Below are 19658 nucleotides of genomic sequence, written 5' to 3'. Positions count from 1 at the left end.
TTGTTTCGCCGGATACCTCCATTGCCTGCATCGCCTTCACTCGACAGTTTCGACCTCGCTATCCTTGCCATCCTGCAGCTAGATAACACGACGCCGCAGCGGCTGATCGGCGAAGCCGTCAATCTGTCGGCGCCGGCGGTGCAGCGGCGCATCAAGCGCATGGAGCAAACGGGGGTGATTGCCGGCAATGTCGCCGTCATCGAGCCGGCGGCGGTCGGACAGCCCATCACCATCTTCGTCGAGGTCGAACTGGAGAGCGAACGCTCTGACCTGATCGACGCGGCCAAGCGGCAATTCTCGGCGGCGCCCGAAGTGCAGCAATGCTACTACGTCACCGGCGAGGCCGACTTCATCCTGGTCATCACCGTGGCCGACATGGGCGCCTATGAGGCGCTGACACGCAAACTGTTCTTCGACAGCAAGAATGTGCGAAAATTCCGCACCTTCGTTGCGATGGACCGCGTCAAGGTCGGGCTCACCGTGCCTTTGCCGGGATAACCGATATCAGCCGACCGGTCGCAGCCAGACCTTGTTGTCGTGGAAGGCCGCACCGCCATAGGGTGCAGGCGCATCGGCGCCGGTCAAGACATTGATCCCTTCGCCGCGCTCATGGGCGCTGTTCGGCCAGATGCCCTCGGCGATCACCACGCCGCGCTTGATGCCTTCGAACAGTTTGGCGTGCAGCACCACCTCGCCACGCCGGTTGCCGACCTCGATACGATCGCCGTCAGCCAGTCCGAGGGAAGCGGCATCGTCCGGGTGCAGCAGGAGCTCTGGCCGACCCTCCTTGGCCCTCGACACCGGCGTTTCCGAGAAGGTCGAGTTGAGGAAGTTGCGCGCCGGCGATGTCGTCAGCCGGAACGGATGCTCGGCGTCCGCGACCTCGATCAGGTCGACATGGTCGGGGAATTCCGGCAGTTCTGACACCGGCCCGAACAGGCCCATGCTTTTCGGGGGCCGGTTGGGCGCCGCCTGCCCGCTCCAGTTGGCGCGGAAGTGGAATTTCTTGTCGGCGTGACCGAAGCCCTCGATGAAATGCGCGGCTTCGAAATCAGGCTGCAGGTCGACCCACTTGTCTTCCTTCAGGCCGGCGAAACTGCCCAGCCCGCGCTTGCCCAGGATGATGTCGATATGCTGCTGCTCGGTCAGGCCGAAGCCCGGGCGGTCGGCAACGCCGAGGCGCTCGGCCAGTTGCTCGATGACGAAATGGTTGGTGCGCGGCCCTTCCGGCGGCTCGATCAGCTTGGGGCCGAGCGTGATGTGCTGGTTGCCGCCACCCTTGTAGACATCGTCATGCTCGAGGAACATCGTTGCCGGCAGCACGACGTCGGCAAGTTTTGCGGTGTCGGTCATGAACTGCTCGTGCACGCAGGTGAACAAATCGTCGCGCAGGAAACCCTGCTTCACCAGTCGCTGCTCGGGCGCGACATTCACCGGATTGGTGTTCTGGATCAGCATCGCCGTCACCGGCGGGCCGCCATAGAGTGCGTCCGCCGCACCGGTCAGCACCGGGCCTGTGCGCGACTGGTCGAGATAGCGGATGTTGGAATCGCGCATCGCGGTGCCTTCCAGCACATCCTGGTTGAGCTTGAAGATGCCGGAGTTGGAATGGAAGGCGCCGCCGCCCTCATATTGCCAGGCGCCGGTGACGGCGGCGATGCAGGACGCCGCGTGCATGTTGACCGAGCCGTTGCGCTGGCGGGCAAAGCCATAGCCGAGGCGGAAATAGGTTTTCTTCGTCGTGCCGACGAGGCGGGCGAAGGCCTCGATCTCGGCGACGGCAAGGCCGGTGATGGCGGAGGCCCATTCCGGCGTGCGCGTCTCCAGATGCGCTTCCAGGCCCTTGGGATCGTCGGTGTATTTCTCGAGATAGGCGCGGTCGGCCATGCCTTCCCTGAACAGCACATGCATGACCGCACAGGCCAGCGCGCCGTCGGTGCCCGGCTTCAGCACAAGGCCCATATCGGCCTGCTTCATCGTCGCGTTCTCGTAGACGTCGATGACGACGATCTTGGCTGAACGTTCCTTGCGCGCCTTGATGGCGTGGGTCATGACATTGACCTGCGTGACCACGGCATTGGTGCCCCAGATCACCACGCAGTCGGATTTGGCCATTTCGCGCGGATCGGGACCGCGCAAGGCGCCCGCCCCCATCATCCAGCCGGTCCAGGCCAGATTGGTGCAGATCGAGCCGAAGAAGCCGGAATACTTTTTCGCATGGCGCAACCGGTCAATGCCGTCGCGTTGCACCAGTCCCATCGTGCCGGCATAGTAGTAGGGCCAGACAGTCTCCGAGCCGTATTTTTCCTCGGCTGCGATGAATTTTTCGGCGACGAGGTCGAGCGCCGCCTCCCAGCTGGATTCCTTCCAGAGGCCGTCGCCCTTGGCACCGGCCCGCACCAGCGGCTTCAGCAGCCGGTCCGGATGGTGGACGCGGTCGGCATAGCGCGCGACCTTGGCGCAGACGACGCCGGATGTGTAGGTATTGGCCTTGGCGCCATGGACGCGGCCGATGCGGTTGCCGTCGAGCAGTTCGACCTCGAGTGCGCAGGTCGACGGGCAATCATGCGGACAGGCTGAATGGCCGATGCGGAGCTTGGCGTGCTGGTTCATGGCGCCCGCTTAGCCGGTTCCGGACGCGGCGTGTAGGGCCAGATCTTTCCCTCCCCTTGATGGGGAGGGTCGGCGCGTAGCTCCGCTTCGCGGATGGACTGCCGGGCGAGCCACGGGTCTCGCCCGTCCTTCGGACCCCACAAGGGGGAGGGTAATTACTCCGCCGTGCCTTCCTCATACTCGGCCGACATGGTCAGCCACTTTTCCTCGTGGCCGGCAAGCTGCTGTGACAGTTGCGAGCGCTCCTTGGCCAGCCTCGTCGCCGTCGACGGATCCTTCTCATAAACGGCCGGATTGGCGAGTTCGTCCTCGATCAGGTCGATGCGCTTGCGGATGCGGTCCATCAGCGCCTCGGTGGCGCGGATTTCCTTGGCCAGCGGCTCGAAGGCGGCGCGGCGCGCCGCTGCATCGCGGCGGCGATCGGCCTTTGATGCCTTCTCGGCCTCGCGCTTGCCGCGACGGTCGCCGGACACGCCGGTAACCAAAGTCTTATAGTCCTCCAGGTCACCATCATAGGGATTGACCGCGCCGTCCTTGACCAGCCACAGCCGGTCGGCGGTCGCCTCCAGCAGATGGCGGTCGTGCGAGATCAGGATGACGGCGCCGGGAAACTCGTTCAGCGCATGGATCAAGGATTCGCGGCTGTCGATGTCGAGATGGTTGGTCGGCTCGTCGAGGATGAACAGGTTCGGCCCCTCGAAAGCTGACAGGCCCATCAGGAGCCGCGCCTTCTCGCCGCCGGACAGGTCCTTGGCCGCCGTATTCATCTTTTCGGTGGTGAGACCGAACTGGGCGACGCGGCCGCGCACCTTGGATTCCGGTGCTTCCGGCATCAGCCGGCGGACATGCTCGTAGGCGTTTTCCTCCGGCCTGAGATCATCGAGCTGATGCTGGGCGAAGATCGCCACTTTCAGCCCGGGCGCAACCGTCATGGTCCCGGTTTCCTGCTTCAGCCGGCCCGACAAAAGCTTGGCGAAGGTCGACTTGCCGTTGCCATTGGCGCCAAGCAGCGCGATGCGGTCGTCGGCATCGATGCGCAGCGTCATCTTCTTCAGGATCGGCTGGCCTTCGGTGTAGCCGACATTGACGTTGTTCAGCGCCACGATCGGCGACGCCACCGTCTTCACCGGCTCGGGGAAAGAGAACGGCCGCACCGTGTCATTCACGATCGCCGCGATCGGCTTCATCTTCTCCAGCGCCTTGATGCGCGACTGCGCCTGCCTCGCCTTGGAAGCCTTGGCGCGGAAGCGCTCGACGAAGGATTCCATATGCTTGCGCGCGGCTTCCTGCTTGACGCGGCCCTTCTCCTGCAACTCCTTCTGCTCGGTGTACTGGCGCTCGAACTGGTCGTAGCCGCCGCGCCAGAAGGTCAGCTTCTTCTGGTCGAGATGGACGATGGAATTGACGGCGCGGTTAAGCAGGTCGCGATCATGCGAGATCAGAAGCACCGTGTGCGGATACTTCGACACATAGTTTTCCAGCCACAACGTGCCTTCAAGATCGAGATAGTTGGTCGGCTCGTCGAGCAGCAGAAGGTCGGGCTCGGCAAACAGCACCGCGGCGAGCGCCACGCGCATACGCCAGCCGCCGGAGAAGGACGAGGCCGGGCGGCGCTGCGCCGCATCATCGAAGCCGAGGCCAGCAAGGATGGTGGCCGCGCGCGACTCGGCCGAATGCGCGTCGATATCGGCCAGCCGCATGTGGATGTCGGCGATGCGGTGCGCGTCGGTGGCGGTCTTTTCTTCCTCGAGCAATGCGCTGCGCTCGAGGTCGGCCTTGAGCACGATCTCGATCAGCGGCTCCTCGGTGCCCGGCGCTTCCTGCGCCACCTGGCCGATGCGGGTGTTCTTCGGCAGGCTGACCGAGCCGGTCTCGGAGGGGAAATCGCCGGTGATCGCCTTGAACAAGGTCGTCTTGCCGGTGCCGTTGCGGCCGACGAGGCCGGCCTTGGTGCCGGCCGGCAAGGTCAGCGAGGCATGGTCGAGAAGCAGGCGTCCGGCCATGCGGAGCGAAAGGTCGTTGATGATAAGCATGCCGGGGCTTTTGCACGGGAGGGCGGCGCTTCGCAAGGGCTTGGAGGGCCGGCGGGGGCATAAGGCATGAAAACGGCGCGCCTGAGGCGCGCCGTCCATGACTGCAAACTGCTAACTTTTAGAGACGACCTAGGTCAGGCCTTCGTCTTGCGCTTCGTCACCTTGGCCGTGGCGGCCGGAACGGCCGGCTTGCGGCCGAGGCCCGAGGATTTGGCCAATGCCGAACGGGTCGCGGAATAGTTCGGCGCCACCATCGGATAGTCCGGCGGCAAGCTCCATTTGGTGCGATACTCGTCCGGGCTGAGGCCATGATCGGTCATCAAGTGGCGCTTCAGCGACTTGAATTTCTTGCCGTCCTCGAGGCAGACGATGTGGTCGGGAAACACCGAACGCTTCGGATTGACGGCCGGGTTAAGCACAGGGCTCTCCACGGCGGCGGCACTGCCCAACTTACGAACCGAAGCGCTGACGCTTGCGATCAAGTCCGGTAGACTAGAAGCTGGCAATGGATTGTTGCCGACATAGGCCGATACAATGTCGGCGGTCAGTTCAATAGCAGTCTTGTTGTCGAGAGTTTGCAATTTGTTTTTCTCCCGCCGGTGATGCAGTTGCCGGCTTTTTTTTGAAGAGTGTTCTCGATGTATCCACTTAACAGCACCCCCCCAGCGGGTCGTTAAGCGTGAGTAAATCATCAAGAATCGGTGCAGGAGGATGTTTCCACATCCGGTTGCAACGTTGCAAATTAGAAAATCTAATACTTCGACGCAGCCGATTTCACCGTTGCGGAGCTGACGGGTGTGGAGTCGGCCAATATCTCTAGAATACGTTTCCAGCGGGCGCACCGCCCGAAATCCTTTTGCTCGATCGCCTTTTCGGCTTTCATCGCGGCATAGAGCGGCGCCTCGGCGCCGAACTCCTTGATCAGCCAGTATGCTTCCTGTCTGGCGAGGCGTTCATCGTCGTCAAGCATGGTTTTCAGCCTCCGAGCGTTCTATGCCCACCGCAATGCAACTGCCGATGACGATGGCCGCACCGGCAATCGCGGTCAGCGTCAGGCTCTCACCGGACAGCGTCAGCAGCAGCGTCGAGGCGATCGGCGTCAAATAGGCGACAACCGCAACCTTGCCGCCGCCTTCGAGCTTCAAGGCGCGCGACCAGAAATAATAGCCAAGCCCCATCGGACCGGCGCCGAGATAGAGGCCAAGCAGAAGGTCCGCGCCAGATGGCCAAGCCGCGCCGTCGTGAACACACCACAGCAAGGTCAGGCCGACGCCGACCAGTGCCGAAGGCAAGAGCAAACGTTCCGACGGTGTGGCCAGGCGAGCGACCGCGATCGAATAGAACGCCATGCACAGCGCTGAGCCGAAGGCGGCGAGATAGCCGACGATGCTGCCCTGGAGAAAAGGCTGGCCGCGACCACCCGAGATCACCAGCACCACGCCGACAAAGCCGAGCACGGCAGTCAGGCCGAGGAGCACGGGGCGCTGCGGCTTGCCCAGCACGATGACCGCCGCCGCAACCATCAGCGGCCAGGTGTAGGCGACGAGATTGGCCTCGATCACGGGCATGGAGGCAAAGGCGATGTATTGCAGCACCATGGTGCCGACCAGACCGATGATGCCGACCGCGACCGCCCGCGCACCCGTGGCTGCGTTTTCCGGCACTGCCTCCTTGCGGCTTGCCAAATGGATGACGGCGAACACCAGCGCCGCTCCGCAAAACTGCAGCAACTGCACCAGCGACACCGGGTGGCTGGCCAGCAGGGATTTGCCGACCAGTGCGTTTGTCGACCACAGCGCGACCGCGCCGGCAGCGAAGACCAGGGCCGATGGCGAGCCCGATCCATCCCGGAACCGCCGGGATGGTGCCCTGCCCCTATCGCCGACCATGATTTCTTCCGAACCGACGGTCAAACCGGTGTCCACTTCTATGCTCTGGCTACCATGATTCCCTTGAGCCGCCCGGGAACGGCGCATCGGCCGCCACCGCAACCGGACGTTCTTCCTCGAAGCGGCGATAGGCCGGCAGCTGGTTTGTCCAGACATCTTCGGCCAGCTCGTTGACCCATTCGCGATCATGATCATTGTCGGCGGCGAGATAGAACATGCGGTTGTCATCGACATAGGGCTTGGCCACCGAGCGCTGGTTGAGCACCAGCGTGACGCGCTCACCGAACTGGATCGGTGCCGTCCGGTGCAGAACGCCGAGAAACTGGCCGAGCGTCGCGTAATTCATCTTATGGTCGATGCGCATGATGCGGTTGCGCGGGATCTCGCGGCCGGATTCGAGGACGGCGCGGCCGGTCTCGGAATCGTCGCAGTAGATTTCGAGATGGCCGCCAACCAGCGGAATGCTGATCGACAGCGGAATGAGTTCGGTGACCGGAACACCGTCGCAATGCCAATCGACGGCGCCATCCTTGGGATTCATGAAGGTGACGGTCGAGCCGACGATCGACAGCGGGTAAGGCTCGAGCTTGGTGCCCATCATGTCGGACAGCCGTTCCAGGCGCAGCTTGTCATGCAGCAGCTCTTTGATCTCCGGGATGAAGCGATCGGCGCCGGTGATGAAGGTCAGATCGAGATGCTTGTGCACGGCGTGGCTGGACTTGAGCTTCAACGCCGCCTCCTCGATCGCCGCCAGCAACGCCGGGTCGTAGCCGTGCAGATACTGCGCAACGCCAAAACTCGACACTTTCCAGGCTGTTTCGTGACCGATAATGGCTTCACGGCTCATCGCATAGCGCAAATCGGGAATGGTATGGGCGTTCATTCTACTTCTCCAGGGTGGGGGCATCACTTGGTAAACAGTCGATTAATTCGCCCACCCCTGTAAAATTAGGAATGCTGGTGCTAGTGTAAGCCCAGCTTAAGGTCGAAACCCGTGCGTCTGCTCAGTCAGGTCAACCTCAATTCGCTGAAGATTGTCGAAAGTGCCGCCCGGCACCGTAACTTTACGCGCGCCGGCGAAGAGCAGTTTATTACTGCTTCCGCGGTCAGCCAGCGCGTCAAAAGCCTCGAGGACCAGCTGCGCTTCAAGATCTTCCAGCGTGGCGGCAATGCGGTTTCGCTGACGCCCGAGGGCGAGACCTATGTGTCGCGCGTTCGCGAGGCGCTTGAGCGGATCGTGGCGGCCAGCATGGAAGCGACCGGACAGTCGCAGGCGCATGTGCTGAAGATTTCGGTGCTGCCGACTTTCGCCGCGCGTTGGCTGTTTCCGCGGCTGCCGCTGTTCCAGCGGCAATATCCCGAAATAGAGATGCGCGTCTCGACCTCCTACGCCACCAATGAGTTCGCCACTTCCGAGTTCGACCTGGAGATCCGCTATGGCGATGGCAACTTTCCGGACCTGGCGGCGAACCTCTTGTTCAAGGAGGATTTGACGCCGGTATGCAGCAGGAGGCTGTTCCACGAGATTCTCGGCGACAGGCCGCTGTCAAAGGTGACGCCGGACGACCTTAGGTATTTCACCCTGCTGCATTCCGACACCTGCACGCAGAACTGGCAGTCGTGGTTGGGTTTTGCCGGCGCGAGTTCCGTGCTCGGCGAGGCCAAGAGCATCTATTTCGATTCCTGCATGATGTCCTATGAGGCGGCCAATGCCGGCATGGGCTTTGCAGTCGCCAACCGCGCCTATATGGCCAGTGACATCCGCGCCGAGCGGCTGGTGGCGCCGTTTGCCGTACACCACCCCAACACCGCCGGCTGGTATTTCGTCAGCCCGGTCACCGCGCCCTATGCGCGCAAAGTGGAACTGTTCAAGCAGTGGATCATGGCCGAGGCGGCGCTGACGCAGTGCCAGCTGGACGCCGAGATCGCCAGCGGCCCGGTGCTGCGGCATGCGATGGCCTGAGGTCGTTCCTACTGAGAGTTATTGCTCAGCGCACTACTATTTCTCGCACTTCACCATAGTTTCCTACCACCGGCTTCGCAAAGCTGTCCGACCGGATCGATGATTTCCGGCAAAAGATTTCAGGTTCTACTGTTGGCGCCACCCAGGAGACTTGTGCGCTCGCCTCATGACGCGGAGGAAAGACTCAGCTATCTTCGGACGTGCGGCGGGCCTGTTTTCCCGCTTGGCCGGCGCTTTCAGCTTCCTCCCGAGCAGCGCCGGCCTTCTTCACCGCTCTTGTTTTGCGATGCGCGCCTGTCGTACTCTCGGCTCAGGCAATCGGTTCCGATTGGGTTCACCTGAAGCGAGCTGATTGATGATCGACGACATTGAGCGCGACGGTTTCGCTGGCCCGTTTCCGGTTCTAAGCCGAAAGGAACGTGGCCGCCTTCTGCCCAAGCTGATCAAGGAACGCCAGAAAAAAAAGGTTTGGAGCAAGGCGTCCGCTGTCTCCAATCATCACTACTACAAGATCGCCAGCGACCCGCGCATCCTTGAGCTGGTACGCCCGGTCCTCGGCGAAGACATCATTCTGTGGGCCGCGCATCTCGTCATCAGGCGTCCGGACACGGAGCATCCGTTTCACTGCGATGTCGAATCGTCATCGGCCGATGGCGGCTTCCTGACCGTGTGGCTCGGGCTGGAGAACACAAATTCCGCGTCGGGCCTCAAATTCGTCAGGGGCTCGCACCGCTATGGCGCAACGGTTCAGGAGATCAAAGCCAGGCTTGGAATGAATGCGACGGAAAATTCCGATGCGGCTGTGCTGGATGCAGCGCGGACTTTTGCTCAAGACGCAACAATCGTTCAGCCCGACGTTTGCGACGGTGCCGCGCTGGTATTTGACGGCAGAGCCTGGCATGGCTCGCACAATCCGTCGACGACCACTCGCGTCGCCTTGCTGCTGCAATATGCCCGCGCCGACCGCCCGGTCTTCATTCCTGAAGCCTTCGAATGGCCGTTTCGTTTCAAGACGGAGCCACGGCCGCCGGTACTGGTCGTTTCCGGCCGCTCGCCGATCGGTGTCAACCAGATCGCCAGACCGCCCGGCGCGCGCAGGCTTGCCGCAATACCGAACGCCGCGTTCGATCTGCCCGAACTGCCGGCCAAGCCGGTGGCACATTTCGCCTCGATGCCACACTTTCGCGGCCGCACGGCTAAGATCGAATTCATGGACGCGCACTCATCGGTACTGGCGCCCGGCGCCACGCCGCATCCGCTGCACGCTCATGTGGAAGAAGAGATCCTCATCGTCATTTCGGGACAAGCAGCGTTGATAACCGCCGACGATGTCGGGTCTGAAAGCGTTCGACGCGAGACGATGAACGCAGGCGATTTCGCCTATTACCCCGCCTTCCAGCCGCACACGCTGGTCAATGCCAGCGACAAACCAGTGCTCTACACGATGCTGAAATGGCGCAACGAGCGAGGCCATGCGCCGGGCGAGGCGTCGAAGCTGGCCTTCGTGCGGGGCTCAGACACGCTGTTTGCCGCGGCGGATCTCGGCAAGCGCAACCGGGGAACGATCCTCAATGCGAGAACCAGATGGCTCGATCGACTGCACTGTCATGTCTCGATCGCGATGCCTGGCGTCGGCTACGCGCCCCATGCCGACCGTTATGACGTGGGCATTGTCCTGTTTTCCGGTGCGATTGAGACGCTGGGCAAGAGGATTTCAGCTCCTGCGTTGCTCTACCACCCTGCTGGTGCAATGCATGGGCTGAAGTCCATGGGCGCCGAACCCGCGCGTTATCTCGTGTTCGAACTGGACAAGGCCGTATCGCGCTGGTCCACCCTGCTTCACGCCGCCCGAAATCTGCTGGGGCGGTAAAGATTCATCCTGGCCGCGATGACCCCGATCTATTGCGCCGGTGGCGGTTGTTCGCCACCAGTTGCCGGCTTTGGCGCCGAATCCGTCTGCGGGGTTTGATCGAGCACCGGGGCTTTGGTTGGCTGGATGTCGCTGTCGCAGGCCGCGAGCGCCAGGCCTGCGGCAAACAGAATCAGAAGCCTCTTCATGGCAACCTCCTAGGTCTGCCCTCTCCTTCGTAAAGGCAACGAGGTGGTTCGGCTTTGGTTGCACGCCCGCAGGCGACGCCTCCCGCCGGCTGGAACCAAATGCCGCCCCCCCGGGTTGGTTGCCCGAAGGAGATCGCGCCATGATCCGTCTGCTCATAACCGGCCTTGTCGCCTATGCGGCCTATCGTGCCGCCAGAAAAGTCATCGACGAGGTGCCTGACGATTTCGATCCGCTGCCGATGCCCGGCGATGAACGCGCCTTGCGACGCCAGTCGGCGGCAATGGGAGTCGCTCCGCGAAGGTAGGCCAGCCATCCCCACAGGGATAAAGGCCCGGTAGGCCGGGCTGCGCTAGCCCGTTGCGAACAAAGCAGAAACGATGCTTGATGGGCGATGACCATCGCCATCAATGATTCGACCTTGCAACCCGCCTATCTCGCCAAGCTCAACGCCGAGCAGCGGCTGGCCGTCGAACATGGCGACGGCCAGATCGCGGGACCGTTGCTGGTGATCGCGGGCGCCGGCTCCGGCAAGACCAACACGCTGGCCCACCGGGTTGCGCACCTGATCGTCAAGGGCGCCGACCCGAGGCGCATCCTGCTGATGACGTTCTCGCGCCGCGCCGCCACCGAAATGGCCAGGCGGGTCGAACGCATTGCCGGCGAGGTGCTGGGCCGCGACGCGTCCGTCATCGCCGACGCGCTGGCCTGGGCGGGCACGTTTCACGGCATCGGTGCCCGGTTGCTGCGCGACTATGCGCCGACGATCGGCCTCGATCCGGCCTTTACCATCCACGACCGGGAGGATTCCGCCGACCTGATGAATCTTGCCCGGCATGAGCTCGGCTTTTCGAAGACCGAAAGCCGTTTTCCGACCAAGGGCACGTGCCTGGCGATCTATTCGCGCACTGTCAACGCGCGGGCGCCGCTCGGCGAGGTGCTGGGCGCGGCGTTCCCCTGGTGCTCGGGGTGGGCCGAACAGCTAAAAGAGCTGTTCGCCGGATATGTCGAGGCCAAGCAGGCGCAGAACGTGCTCGATTACGACGACCTCCTGCTCTACTGGGCGCAGATGGCGGTCGAGCCTGAAATCGCCACGCATCTTTCTTCCCGTTTTGATCATGTGCTGGTCGACGAATACCAGGACACCAACCGGCTGCAGGCCTCGATCCTTTCAGCGCTGAAGCCGGACGGCGCCGGACTGACGGTGGTCGGCGACGACGCGCAGTCGATCTATTCGTTCCGCGCCGCCGAGGTGCGCAACATCCTGGATTTCCCCCAGCAATTCGCCCGAGCCGCAGACGTCATCATGCTGGAGCGCAACTACCGCTCGACCGAGACCATTTTGGCGGCGGCCAATGCGGTGATTTCCGAGGCGTCGGAGCGCTTCACCAAGAATCTGTGGTCGGAGCGCAAATCCTCACAAAAGCCGAAACTGGTCAGCGTGCGCGACGAGGCCGAACAGGCAAATTATGTCTGCCAGGCGATCCTTGCCGAGCGCGAGGCCGGCACGGTGCTCAAATCGCAAGCGGTGCTGTTTCGCGCCTCGCATCACAGCGGGCCGCTGGAGATCGAGCTGACGCGCCGCAACATCCCGTTCGTCAAGTTCGGCGGGCTGAAATTCCTCGACGCTGCCCACGTCAAGGACGTGCTGGCGGTGCTGCGCTTTGCCGAGAACCCGCGCGACCGTGTCGCCGGCTTTCGCGTGCTGCAGCTTCTGCCTGGCATCGGCCCTTCGGCGGCCAGCGCCGTCGTCGAGACCATGGCGACATCGCTCGATGAAGCGATGGGGCTGGCCCGCTACCGGCCGCCGCAACGCGCTGCGGAGGACTGGCCAGCTTTCGTTTCCCTGTTTTCCGGCCTGCGCGCCAGGTCAGGCAAATGGCCGGCCGATCTCGAACAGGTCAGGCTGTGGTACGAGCCGCATCTTGAGCGCATGCATGAGGATGCAACGACGCGGCGAGCCGACCTCATGCAGCTCGAGCAAATCGCCTCCGGCTACGCCTCGCGCGAGCGCTTCCTGACCGAACTGACGCTTGATCCACCGGATGCGACCAGCGACCAGGCCGGGCCGCCGCATCGCGACGAGGACTATCTGATCTTGTCGACCATCCATTCGGCCAAGGGCCAGGAATGGAAGAACGTCTTCGTGCTCAACACCGTCGATGGCTGCATCCCGGCCGATCTCGGCGTCGGCACAAAGGAAGACATCGAGGAGGAGCGCCGGCTGCTTTACGTCGCAATGACGCGGGCCAAGGACGGCCTGCACCTGGTGACGCCGCAGCGCTTTTATCCGCACAACCAGCCGGCGCGCGGCGACCGCAACCTTTATGCCTCACGCAGCCGCTTCATCCCGGCCTCGATCCTTGGCGCCTTCGAGCAGACCTCGTGGGCGAGCGTCCACGCAAAGGACGATCCGCGCCACAGACCTGAAGTCAGGGTCGACCTTGGCGCCCGCATGCGCGGCATGTGGAAATAGCCGCCGGCCGCAGCCGCGGATGCCGACCGGGAAGCGACCTCAAAAAGCAAATCTCCCTGTCATGGCATCTCTCATGGAACCTCAGGCCCCGCGCCGCGTTTTTCGGCGTCCAACCCTTGATCGGAGAGCGGCTACCGTCGCCCTTCCGCCCATCCAGAGAGGCCAGAATGCACGACGCGATATTCTTCACCCCGGTTGCCGTCACCGTTGGCGCCGGCCACAAACGCATGCTCGCTTCGCTGTTCGAAATGCATGATTTCCTGACCGAATTTCCGCCGTCGCGCCGACGCGTGAGCTATGGCGCCGCGGTGAAGGCCTGCGAGGCGGCACGCGCCGGCGAAATCTCGACTGAGGCCGCGCGCGATGCGCTGATCACCTTTGCGGTGACGGCCGGCATCCTCTGGCCACCTGTCCAGCCGATCATCTCGGTCAAGCCAGTGGCGCGTGGCTATGGCGGCTACGCCGCCTGAGACGGCGGATCAAACCTGACTGCCGAAAAGATCAATCGGACTTGCCGGCCGACGTCGGTGAGGCTTCGGCCAGCCTTGCAGCTTGCGCGAGCTGTTCGGTGCTGCCGACAAACGGATAGGCAAGCTGCTGATGATAGAGCGGCGGGACCGGATCATCGGTGCCGTATTTCTGCGGCATCCTGTCGGGCATGAACAACGTGCCTCCCAGCATGTCGAGCAAAGGCAGCTGCCCAGCGAAATTCTTGTCCCAGGCTTCACGCTCATTGGCATGATGCCAATGATGAAACTGCGGTGACGCCAGAAGCCATTTCAACGGTCCGACCTTGATACGCGTGTTGGAATGGATGAACAGCGACTGCCACTGATAGATCAGTGTGAAGATCAGTATGGCGGTGCTCGAAAAATCGAGCGCGAAAACCGGCACCAACGAGGCCGATTTTGTCAGGATCTGGTCGACAGGATGGACGCGGTGCGCGGCCAGCCAATCCATCTCCTCGATGCTGTGGTGGATCGAATGGAAGCGCCACAGGAATGGGACGGCGTGAAAGGCGCGATGCGCCAGGTAGAAGCCGGTATCGGCCAGCACCAGAACCTCCACCGCCTGCAGCCAGACCGGTTGCGACTGCACCGCCTGCGTAAGCCCGGCCGGAACAAACTGGTGGAGCACCAGCATGGCTGTGCCGATCACGACGAGCAGGCCGATCTTGGTGATGATGCCGTTGAACAGGAGGTAGACGACGTCGTTCAGCCAATGCCGGCGCGTCGATGATTGCTCCGCATGCAGCGGCAACAGCCGCTCCAGCGGAATGAAGATAAGCGCGATGACCAGCACCGCCTTGAGGTCTACGAGATCGGACACCCCTGCCCTCGCTGCAGCCGGAGATCGGCTCGCCAGAGATTAACAGCCAAGGGATGAACGGATTGTTGACGGGCCGCGCCGTGAACCGGCAGATTCAGACACTCACGACAAGGAATGAGGCCCTGCTGCAGTCGACATCGTGGACGGTAACAGCTCCACTGCGCTTTGTCAGGTCGGCGTTGCAGCGATCCGCCTGATCAGGCCTGCTCCGACGCTATCGCTCAGTCTCAATGGAACGTTGCCGGATCGCCGGTCAGCAGGCCGCGCGACCCGGTTGTCTCAAAACTGACCTGGTCGCGCCCGTTCGACTTGGCCTTGTAGAGGTGCCGGTCAGCCGTCAGGAACATGTCGGCATAGGTTGTCGGCCCGCTGAAGGCGACGCCGCCGATGCTCACCGAGAGCGGACAAGGTCGTCCGCCCGGGGCAAATTCGACCTCGCGGATGCGCCGCCGGATCCCCTCGGCAACCAGCCAGGACTGCGACGGGTCGGCGCCGGGCAGGAAAACCGCGAACTCCTCGCCGCCGATGCGTCCCACAATGTCGGCGCCGCGCAGCTGGGCCTTGATCGTCTCGGCGATCAGCTTCAGCGCCTGATCGCCGCAATCGTGACCCAGCCGATCGTTGATGGTCTTGAAATGATCGGCGTCGACGATCAGCAAGGCGCCGGCAGTGACGACGGCCTGGCTGCGCGCCTGGTCGAGATAGGCTTCGACCAGCATTGAAAACGCGCCGCGGTTGAACACCGCTGTCAGGCTGTCGGTCGCCGCGACGATGCTCAGCTCTTTCTGGGCGATGGCCAGCTGACGCATCTTGTACATCAGGAAAGAGAAGAACGATCCACCCAACACAAGCGGCAGCAACAGGTCGGTGAGTTGCGCCCAGCGCAACGCATCAGGCGACAGCGACGGAAAATTGTAGGAATCGACAAAGAAGGCAGCCGCGATACAGATCGCCGTGCCGACAACTGTGACCGCTATGACCCTGCCCCAACTCGTGGGCGACAGATCGATCCGCATGCCATTCTCCCACCGTGTCCACCATTTAGCAGTAGGAACACAAATGAAACCCTAAAACCTCGCCTTCAATTGTAATGTGGTTAACAGCCGTCGAAAGCACGGCCATCGCCGTGCAGATGCCGGCGGTCACAAAAAGCCCGCCACTCGCGTGGCGGGCTTTCCGACTGGCCGGAGGCTTCTCGTCAGCGCATGTCCCTCGGGAAGTCCGGGCATGCGGTAGGAGAGTGCCGTAAAGCCTCACGGCTGGTTCGACACTCCCGGCGAAACCCGTCTCAGCGACGGGAAATCATCAGGCAGAGCTGCCGCAGGTCGCGGTCGTAGGTGCCCTCGCTGCTGAGCACATCGATGCAGCGCTTCTTCATGCGTGTCAGCTGGCTGCTCGACATGCTGGCGACGACCGACGGCGGGTTGTTCGGATTGTTGGGGTTGTTCGGGTTGCTCGGGTTGCTCGGGTTGCCGATGCCGACGCCGACACCGACGTTGATGCCGTTGCCGACATTGACGCCAACACCGGCATTGATACCCCCGCTGCCGCCGACCGTGGCGCCAGCACCGGCCTTGATGCCGTCACCAACCTTGGCGCCAGCACCAGCGTTGATGCCGCTGCTAGCGCCGACCGAGGCGCCGAGGCCCGCAGTAACGCCGCTGCTGCCGCCAATTTGGGCGCCGGCACCGGCCTTGACACCGCCGCTACCGCCAACCGAGGCGCCGAGACCGGCATTGACACCGCCAGCACCGCCGATAGATGCGCCAACACCGACGCCAACTCCGCCTTCTGCATTCGCGGGAGCGACAAAAATAACGATAATTGCACTCGTCGCTATCGTTCTAGCTATTTTTTGAGTGATATTAGCCATGACACTCTCCTTCGTTGCCATTCCACTTTGTGCAATGCAACATGCCAGCAAATCGAAGCAGGCAGATGCTTATGCATTTAGAGCCACGTACGAGGCGTCCTTTCAGTTTCTTTATTTTTCTTTGAAGAAAGATCGTAGTTCTCAATGCGTGCATCTTCTTTCTAAAAAAAAATATGTTTTTGTCTCAATATTTAAACTTTGTTGAGTTCTATCAACAAAAACTCCACTGTAAGTTGGCTCGGGTAGTATCTGCACCCTGAGCGCAGAAGCGCCACGGAAGGGCGGAGCCTGTCACCGGACGGCGTTGTGCCTTCAAAACCGAGGGATTCAGAGCCTGACGTTATTCGTCGGGGCATCGACGGCCGGCGCAAATGCACCGACCGCAAGGCAGCCCAGCGAATCCACGAATGTGACGGTTGTCAGTCTAACGAAGAGCGGAGCGGTTCGGCGTTTCCGTGAAACGGTGAACCACTCCAGTGTCGCTCCAGTGTCTTCAAACCCGAAACGCGGCCAGCAGATCAGGCGTAGGCGCGGCCTTCGTCCGTGCGCTGGAAAAGTGCCAGATCAAGCGATACCGAGGGCCGGCCGAGAATGGTCAGGATGGCATGCGCCTGGCCGCGGTGATGGGTCTGGTGGTTGAAGACGTGGCCCAGCGCCGGCGCCAGCCGCTGCGAGACGGTGCGCATGTCGGAAACGGTCATGTAGGAGAAGCGGCCGGACAAGGCCTTTTCAGTCAGACCGCCGACCCAGTCGACGATCCGCCTGTCCTCGGCCTCGCGCGCCAGCTTTAAGCCTGGCAAAGCGCGGTGCAGGATAGCGTCGAGCTTTGCAGGTGCATCGCCCTCGCCGGTGAAGCGCTTCATCCAGATGCGGTCGGTGGCAAGCAGATGGTTGAGGGTGCCCATCATCGAGCCGAAAAACGCGCCCACATCGCGGTTGAACTCTTCCTCGTCAAGTTCGGCGACGGCACCGTAGATGCGGCCATTGGCCCATTGATTGTAGGCCGCAAACATCATGAAATGCTGTTTCATCTTTTCTTCCCGCCGACGAGTTCCGCTTCAGCCGCAGGCGCCTAATTAGACCGCGAGGACGCAGCCGCCAATGACCATTCTGTTCTATGAACTCGTCGGACGCGACGCTGCCCGTCCGTTCAGCCCGCATTGCTGGAAGATTGCCATGGCGCTTGCACATAAAGGTCTGGGCAGATCCAGCCTGCCGACGCGCTTCCTCGACGTACCCAGGGTCGAGGGCGGCATCTCGAAGACCGTGCCGGTGATCCGCGACGGCGAGCGTGTGTTGGCCGATTCCTTCGCCATCGCGCTTTATCTCGACGAGACCTATCCCGAGCGGCCGACGCTGTTTGCCGGCGACGGCGGCAAGGCAATGGCGCGTTTCATCGAGCGCTGGTCGCAGCTCACCATCCATCCCTATGTCACAACGGCCGCGCTGCTCGACATCCACGCCATGCAGGACGACGAGAACGCCGCCTATTTCCGCTCCAGCCGTGAGCAGCGCTTCGGCAAGCCGCTGGAAGCGGTGACGGCGGCCCGCGATGCCGGGCTCGCCGGCTTCCGTGCCGCGCTGGAGCCGCTGCGTTCGATGCTCAGCTATCAGCCGTTCATAGGCGGCGCCTTGCCGCTCTTTGCCGATTATATCGTCTTCGGCGCGCTGCAATGGGCGCGCATTACCTCGCCCTATCGCTTGCTCGACGAAAGCGACCTCGTTGCGCAATGGTTCGAACGCTGCCTCGACCTTCATGACGGCCTCGGCCGGACGGTCGCGGCAGCAGCATGAGGGAGTAGGCAGTAGGGCTTAGGCAGTAGGAAATAGTTCGTACACGCTGTACACCCCTGCTGCCTATTGCCTAAGCCCTACTGCCTATCCCCTGACGAGATCCCGATGCCACCATCCCCCGATTTCACCGCCGATTTTCGCGCCGGGCTCGTTACGCTGCTGCGCTGGCGCAGGGATGTGCGGCGCTTCGAACGGACGGCTTTGCCCGAGGGGACGCTGGAACGGCTGCTGGAGCTTGCCAGCATCGCGCCGTCCGTCGGGCTCAGCCAGCCATGGCGCTTCGTGGTGGTCGACAGCGCCGAACGGCGCGCGGCCGTGAGAGGCTCTTTCGAGCGCTGCAATGCCGAGGCGCTCACATGCTTTTCGGGCGAGCGCGCAGCGCTCTACGCCCGGCTGAAGCTTGCCGGTCTCAACGAAGCACCCTGCCAGTTCGCGGTTTTCGCCGATCGCACAACGCAACAGGGCCACAGGCTCGGCCGCATGACAATGCCGGCGACCATCGACTATTCGGCCGTCATGGCGGTGCATACTCTGTGGCTGGCGGCGCGCGCAGAAGGCATCGGCATGGGCTGGGTGTCGATCCTCGACGCGACCGAGATGGCCAAGATCCTCGACACACCGCCCGAATGGACACTGATCGGGTATTTCTGCCTTGGCTATCCCAGCGAGGAGCACGATGTGCCGACGCTGGAGCGCGAAGGCTGGGAGCGCCGGCGACCGCCCGTGCTGATCAGGCGGTAGGCCGATCATTTTCTTTGGCGATAAGTCACTTCGCCTCATCCTTGGCGATGAGCCTGACGCAGATCGGGTCGCCCTTCGGCATCGGCGTACATTGCCATTCCGGGCCGAAGCCGAAATTCGTGTTCTTCCCAAGCCCGGGAAAGAACAACATGACCAGCGCGACGGCGGCAAATATCCCAACCATCAACAGGATGCCCTTGACATCCCCGGGTCTAAGGTTGTGCCGGTTCATCTCGTCGAAGATACTCCGCTGCCGCGCTCTCTGTTTAGCCGATATTCCTTCGGATCGGGCTTACGTGCAACAATTCCCCCCCTTGCCGTGGCACCAACCGGAATACGATCCGTAGGCGGTCGCGGCGCAATAGCGCGGGTCGAGCGCCTCCCCTTGGCAATGGGCCGGGCGGCTTGTATAGAGCCCGCCACTCCCAATTCCACTCTTCATCACAAGGACGACCAATGGCGATCGAACGCACCTTTTCCATGATCAAGCCGGACGCGACCCGGCGCAACCTCACCGGCGCCATCACCAGGATGCTGGAAGAGGCCGGCCTGCGCGTCATCGCCTCGCGCCGTGTGTGGATGAGCCGCCGTGAGGCAGAAGGCTTCTACGCCGTCCACAAGGATCGCCCGTTCTTTGGCGAGCTGGTGGAATTCATGTCGTCGGCGCCGACCATTGTGCAGGTGCTGGAAGGCGAAAACGCCATTGCCAGGAACCGCGAAGTGATGGGCGCCACCAACCCGGCCAACGCCGCCGAGGGCACCATCCGCAAGGTCCACGCGCTGTCGATCGGCGAGAACTCGGTGCACGGCTCCGATGCGCCGGAAACCGCCGCACAGGAGATCAAGTACTGGTTCTCCGACACCGAGATCGTCGGCTGAGCCGACGGAACG

The 19658-nt window shown here is 62.5% G+C and carries 21 protein-coding genes; 9 read left to right on the top strand and 12 right to left on the bottom strand.

The annotated features are described in order from the left end of the window. Window positions 1–21: 21 nt before the first annotated feature. The gene (locus AC1D1N_RS21040; protein WP_436259157.1) at window positions 22–498 is read left to right on the top strand and encodes an Lrp/AsnC family transcriptional regulator; all 477 of its coding nucleotides are present in this window, start codon (window positions 22–24) and stop codon (window positions 496–498) included. A gap of 6 nt (window positions 499–504) precedes the next feature. On the opposite strand, the gene AC1D1N_RS21035 is transcribed toward AC1D1N_RS21040, so the two are convergent. The 6 genes from AC1D1N_RS21035 to AC1D1N_RS21010 all read right to left on the bottom strand — a co-directional run bounded on the left by AC1D1N_RS21035 (window position 505) and on the right by AC1D1N_RS21010 (window position 7418). Then, window positions 505–2613 (bottom strand): molybdopterin-containing oxidoreductase family protein, encoded by a 2109-nt coding sequence (locus AC1D1N_RS21035; protein WP_436259156.1) that lies wholly within the window; start codon window positions 2611–2613, stop codon window positions 505–507. A gap of 155 nt (window positions 2614–2768) precedes the next feature. After that, window positions 2769–4646: an ABC-F family ATP-binding cassette domain-containing protein gene (locus tag AC1D1N_RS21030; RefSeq protein WP_477350758.1), complete on the bottom strand. Its 1878-nt coding sequence runs from the start codon at window positions 4644–4646 to the stop codon at window positions 2769–2771. Between the two features lie 134 nt (window positions 4647–4780). Continuing rightward, a complete protein-coding gene (locus AC1D1N_RS21025) occupies window positions 4781–5227 on the bottom strand; it encodes a Ros/MucR family transcriptional regulator (protein ID WP_352558033.1) in 447 nt (148 codons plus the stop codon). Between the two features lie 170 nt (window positions 5228–5397). Beyond that, window positions 5398–5616, bottom strand: coding sequence for a hypothetical protein (locus AC1D1N_RS21020; protein WP_477350756.1), 219 nt, complete (start codon window positions 5614–5616; stop codon window positions 5398–5400). Then, complete coding sequence (locus tag AC1D1N_RS21015) at window positions 5609–6535, bottom strand: DMT family transporter (RefSeq protein ID WP_436261943.1); 927 nt, start codon at window positions 6533–6535, stop codon at window positions 5609–5611. Before AC1D1N_RS21015 ends, AC1D1N_RS21020 begins: the two co-directional genes overlap by 8 nt. A 49-nt stretch (window positions 6536–6584) precedes the next feature. Next, the gene (locus tag AC1D1N_RS21010; protein ID WP_477350754.1) at window positions 6585–7418 is read right to left on the bottom strand and encodes a hypothetical protein; all 834 of its coding nucleotides are present in this window, start codon (window positions 7416–7418) and stop codon (window positions 6585–6587) included. A 111-nt stretch (window positions 7419–7529) separates the two neighbouring features. Between AC1D1N_RS21010 and AC1D1N_RS21005 the strand changes: the two genes are divergently transcribed. Further along, window positions 7530–8498, top strand: a complete 969-nt coding sequence (locus tag AC1D1N_RS21005; protein WP_436259152.1) for a LysR substrate-binding domain-containing protein — start codon at window positions 7530–7532, stop codon at window positions 8496–8498. A gap of 355 nt (window positions 8499–8853) precedes the next feature. Then, window positions 8854–10368: a cupin domain-containing protein gene (locus tag AC1D1N_RS21000; protein WP_477350752.1), complete on the top strand. Its 1515-nt coding sequence runs from the start codon at window positions 8854–8856 to the stop codon at window positions 10366–10368. Between the two features lie 29 nt (window positions 10369–10397). Here the strand turns inward: AC1D1N_RS21000 and AC1D1N_RS20995 are convergent, their stop codons facing one another. After that, window positions 10398–10556 carry a hypothetical protein gene (locus tag AC1D1N_RS20995; protein WP_192259017.1) on the bottom strand — a complete coding sequence of 53 codons (159 nt, stop codon included), beginning with the start codon at window positions 10554–10556 and terminating at the stop codon, window positions 10398–10400. Between the two features lie 140 nt (window positions 10557–10696). On the opposite strand from AC1D1N_RS20995, the gene AC1D1N_RS20990 reads away from it, so the two are divergent. The 3 genes from AC1D1N_RS20990 (at window position 10697) to AC1D1N_RS20980 (ending at window position 13500) form a co-directional block, all read left to right on the top strand. Continuing rightward, entirely contained in the window at window positions 10697–10861 is a 165-nt protein-coding gene (locus AC1D1N_RS20990) for a hypothetical protein (protein WP_477350750.1), read from the top strand. 87 nt (window positions 10862–10948) lie between these two features. After that, entirely contained in the window at window positions 10949–13030 is a 2082-nt protein-coding gene (locus AC1D1N_RS20985) for an ATP-dependent helicase (protein WP_477350748.1), read from the top strand. Between the two features lie 167 nt (window positions 13031–13197). After that, window positions 13198–13500, top strand: a complete 303-nt coding sequence (locus AC1D1N_RS20980) for a DUF982 domain-containing protein (RefSeq protein WP_192259014.1) — start codon at window positions 13198–13200, stop codon at window positions 13498–13500. A 31-nt stretch (window positions 13501–13531) separates the two neighbouring features. On the opposite strand, the gene AC1D1N_RS20975 is transcribed toward AC1D1N_RS20980, so the two are convergent. The 4 genes from AC1D1N_RS20975 to AC1D1N_RS20960 form a co-directional block, all read right to left on the bottom strand. After that, window positions 13532–14359, bottom strand: a complete 828-nt coding sequence (locus AC1D1N_RS20975; RefSeq protein ID WP_477350746.1) for a sterol desaturase family protein — start codon at window positions 14357–14359, stop codon at window positions 13532–13534. Window positions 14360–14586: 227 nt separating this feature from the next. Next, a complete protein-coding gene (locus tag AC1D1N_RS20970) occupies window positions 14587–15375 on the bottom strand; it encodes a GGDEF domain-containing protein (RefSeq protein ID WP_477350744.1) in 789 nt (262 codons plus the stop codon). 272 nt (window positions 15376–15647) lie between these two features. After that, window positions 15648–16232 carry a hypothetical protein gene (locus tag AC1D1N_RS20965; protein WP_477350742.1) on the bottom strand — a complete coding sequence of 195 codons (585 nt, stop codon included), beginning with the start codon at window positions 16230–16232 and terminating at the stop codon, window positions 15648–15650. A gap of 518 nt (window positions 16233–16750) precedes the next feature. Beyond that, window positions 16751–17263 (bottom strand): DinB family protein, encoded by a 513-nt coding sequence (locus tag AC1D1N_RS20960; RefSeq protein ID WP_477350740.1) that lies wholly within the window; start codon window positions 17261–17263, stop codon window positions 16751–16753. Between the two features lie 70 nt (window positions 17264–17333). Here AC1D1N_RS20960 and AC1D1N_RS20955 point away from each other — a divergent pair, with 70 nt between their 5' ends. Beyond that, entirely contained in the window at window positions 17334–18026 is a 693-nt protein-coding gene (locus AC1D1N_RS20955; RefSeq protein ID WP_436259142.1) for a glutathione S-transferase family protein, read from the top strand. Window positions 18027–18131: 105 nt separating this feature from the next. Further along, on the top strand, window positions 18132–18767 hold the full coding sequence (gene bluB / locus AC1D1N_RS20950; RefSeq protein ID WP_436259141.1) for a 5,6-dimethylbenzimidazole synthase: 636 nt from the start codon (window positions 18132–18134) through the stop codon (window positions 18765–18767). A 25-nt stretch (window positions 18768–18792) separates the two neighbouring features. Here the strand turns inward: bluB and AC1D1N_RS20945 are convergent, their stop codons facing one another. After that, the gene (locus AC1D1N_RS20945) at window positions 18793–18999 is read right to left on the bottom strand and encodes a hypothetical protein (RefSeq protein WP_477350737.1); all 207 of its coding nucleotides are present in this window, start codon (window positions 18997–18999) and stop codon (window positions 18793–18795) included. A gap of 224 nt (window positions 19000–19223) precedes the next feature. Between AC1D1N_RS20945 and ndk the strand changes: the two genes are divergently transcribed. Next, window positions 19224–19646 carry a nucleoside-diphosphate kinase gene (gene ndk, locus AC1D1N_RS20940; RefSeq protein ID WP_192259008.1) on the top strand — a complete coding sequence of 141 codons (423 nt, stop codon included), beginning with the start codon at window positions 19224–19226 and terminating at the stop codon, window positions 19644–19646. Window positions 19647–19658 lie beyond the last annotated feature (12 nt).

This window comes from Mesorhizobium sp. P2_B5 (assembly GCF_056404775.1).
This window is presented reverse-complemented; position numbering and strand designations above follow the sequence as displayed.

Bases quoted from the DNA above. Each gene is read 5' to 3' on its own strand.
- AC1D1N_RS20970 (WP_477350744.1), bottom strand. From the start codon at position 15,375: ATGCGGATCGATCTGTCGCCCACGAGTTGGGGCAGGGTCATAGCGGTC.
- AC1D1N_RS20990 (WP_477350750.1), top strand. From the start codon at position 10,697: ATGATCCGTCTGCTCATAACCGGCCTTGTCGCCTATGCGGCCTATCGT.
- ndk (WP_192259008.1), top strand. From the start codon at position 19,224: ATGGCGATCGAACGCACCTTTTCCATGATCAAGCCGGACGCGACCCGG.
- AC1D1N_RS20945 (WP_477350737.1), bottom strand. From the start codon at position 18,999: ATGAACCGGCACAACCTTAGACCCGGGGATGTCAAGGGCATCCTGTTG.
- AC1D1N_RS21035 (WP_436259156.1), bottom strand. From the start codon at position 2,613: ATGAACCAGCACGCCAAGCTCCGCATCGGCCATTCAGCCTGTCCGCAT.
- AC1D1N_RS20955 (WP_436259142.1), top strand. From the start codon at position 17,334: ATGACCATTCTGTTCTATGAACTCGTCGGACGCGACGCTGCCCGTCCG.
- AC1D1N_RS21030 (WP_477350758.1), bottom strand. From the start codon at position 4,646: ATGCTTATCATCAACGACCTTTCGCTCCGCATGGCCGGACGCCTGCTT.
- bluB (WP_436259141.1), top strand. From the start codon at position 18,132: ATGCCACCATCCCCCGATTTCACCGCCGATTTTCGCGCCGGGCTCGTT.
- AC1D1N_RS21020 (WP_477350756.1), bottom strand. From the start codon at position 5,616: ATGCTTGACGACGATGAACGCCTCGCCAGACAGGAAGCATACTGGCTG.
- AC1D1N_RS20985 (WP_477350748.1), top strand. From the start codon at position 10,949: ATGACCATCGCCATCAATGATTCGACCTTGCAACCCGCCTATCTCGCC.
- AC1D1N_RS21015 (WP_436261943.1), bottom strand. From the start codon at position 6,535: ATGGTCGGCGATAGGGGCAGGGCACCATCCCGGCGGTTCCGGGATGGA.
- AC1D1N_RS21000 (WP_477350752.1), top strand. From the start codon at position 8,854: ATGATCGACGACATTGAGCGCGACGGTTTCGCTGGCCCGTTTCCGGTT.
- AC1D1N_RS20980 (WP_192259014.1), top strand. From the start codon at position 13,198: ATGCACGACGCGATATTCTTCACCCCGGTTGCCGTCACCGTTGGCGCC.
- AC1D1N_RS20995 (WP_192259017.1), bottom strand. From the start codon at position 10,556: ATGAAGAGGCTTCTGATTCTGTTTGCCGCAGGCCTGGCGCTCGCGGCC.
- AC1D1N_RS21010 (WP_477350754.1), bottom strand. From the start codon at position 7,418: ATGAACGCCCATACCATTCCCGATTTGCGCTATGCGATGAGCCGTGAA.
- AC1D1N_RS20965 (WP_477350742.1), bottom strand. From the start codon at position 16,232: ATGGCTAATATCACTCAAAAAATAGCTAGAACGATAGCGACGAGTGCA.
- AC1D1N_RS20960 (WP_477350740.1), bottom strand. From the start codon at position 17,263: ATGAAACAGCATTTCATGATGTTTGCGGCCTACAATCAATGGGCCAAT.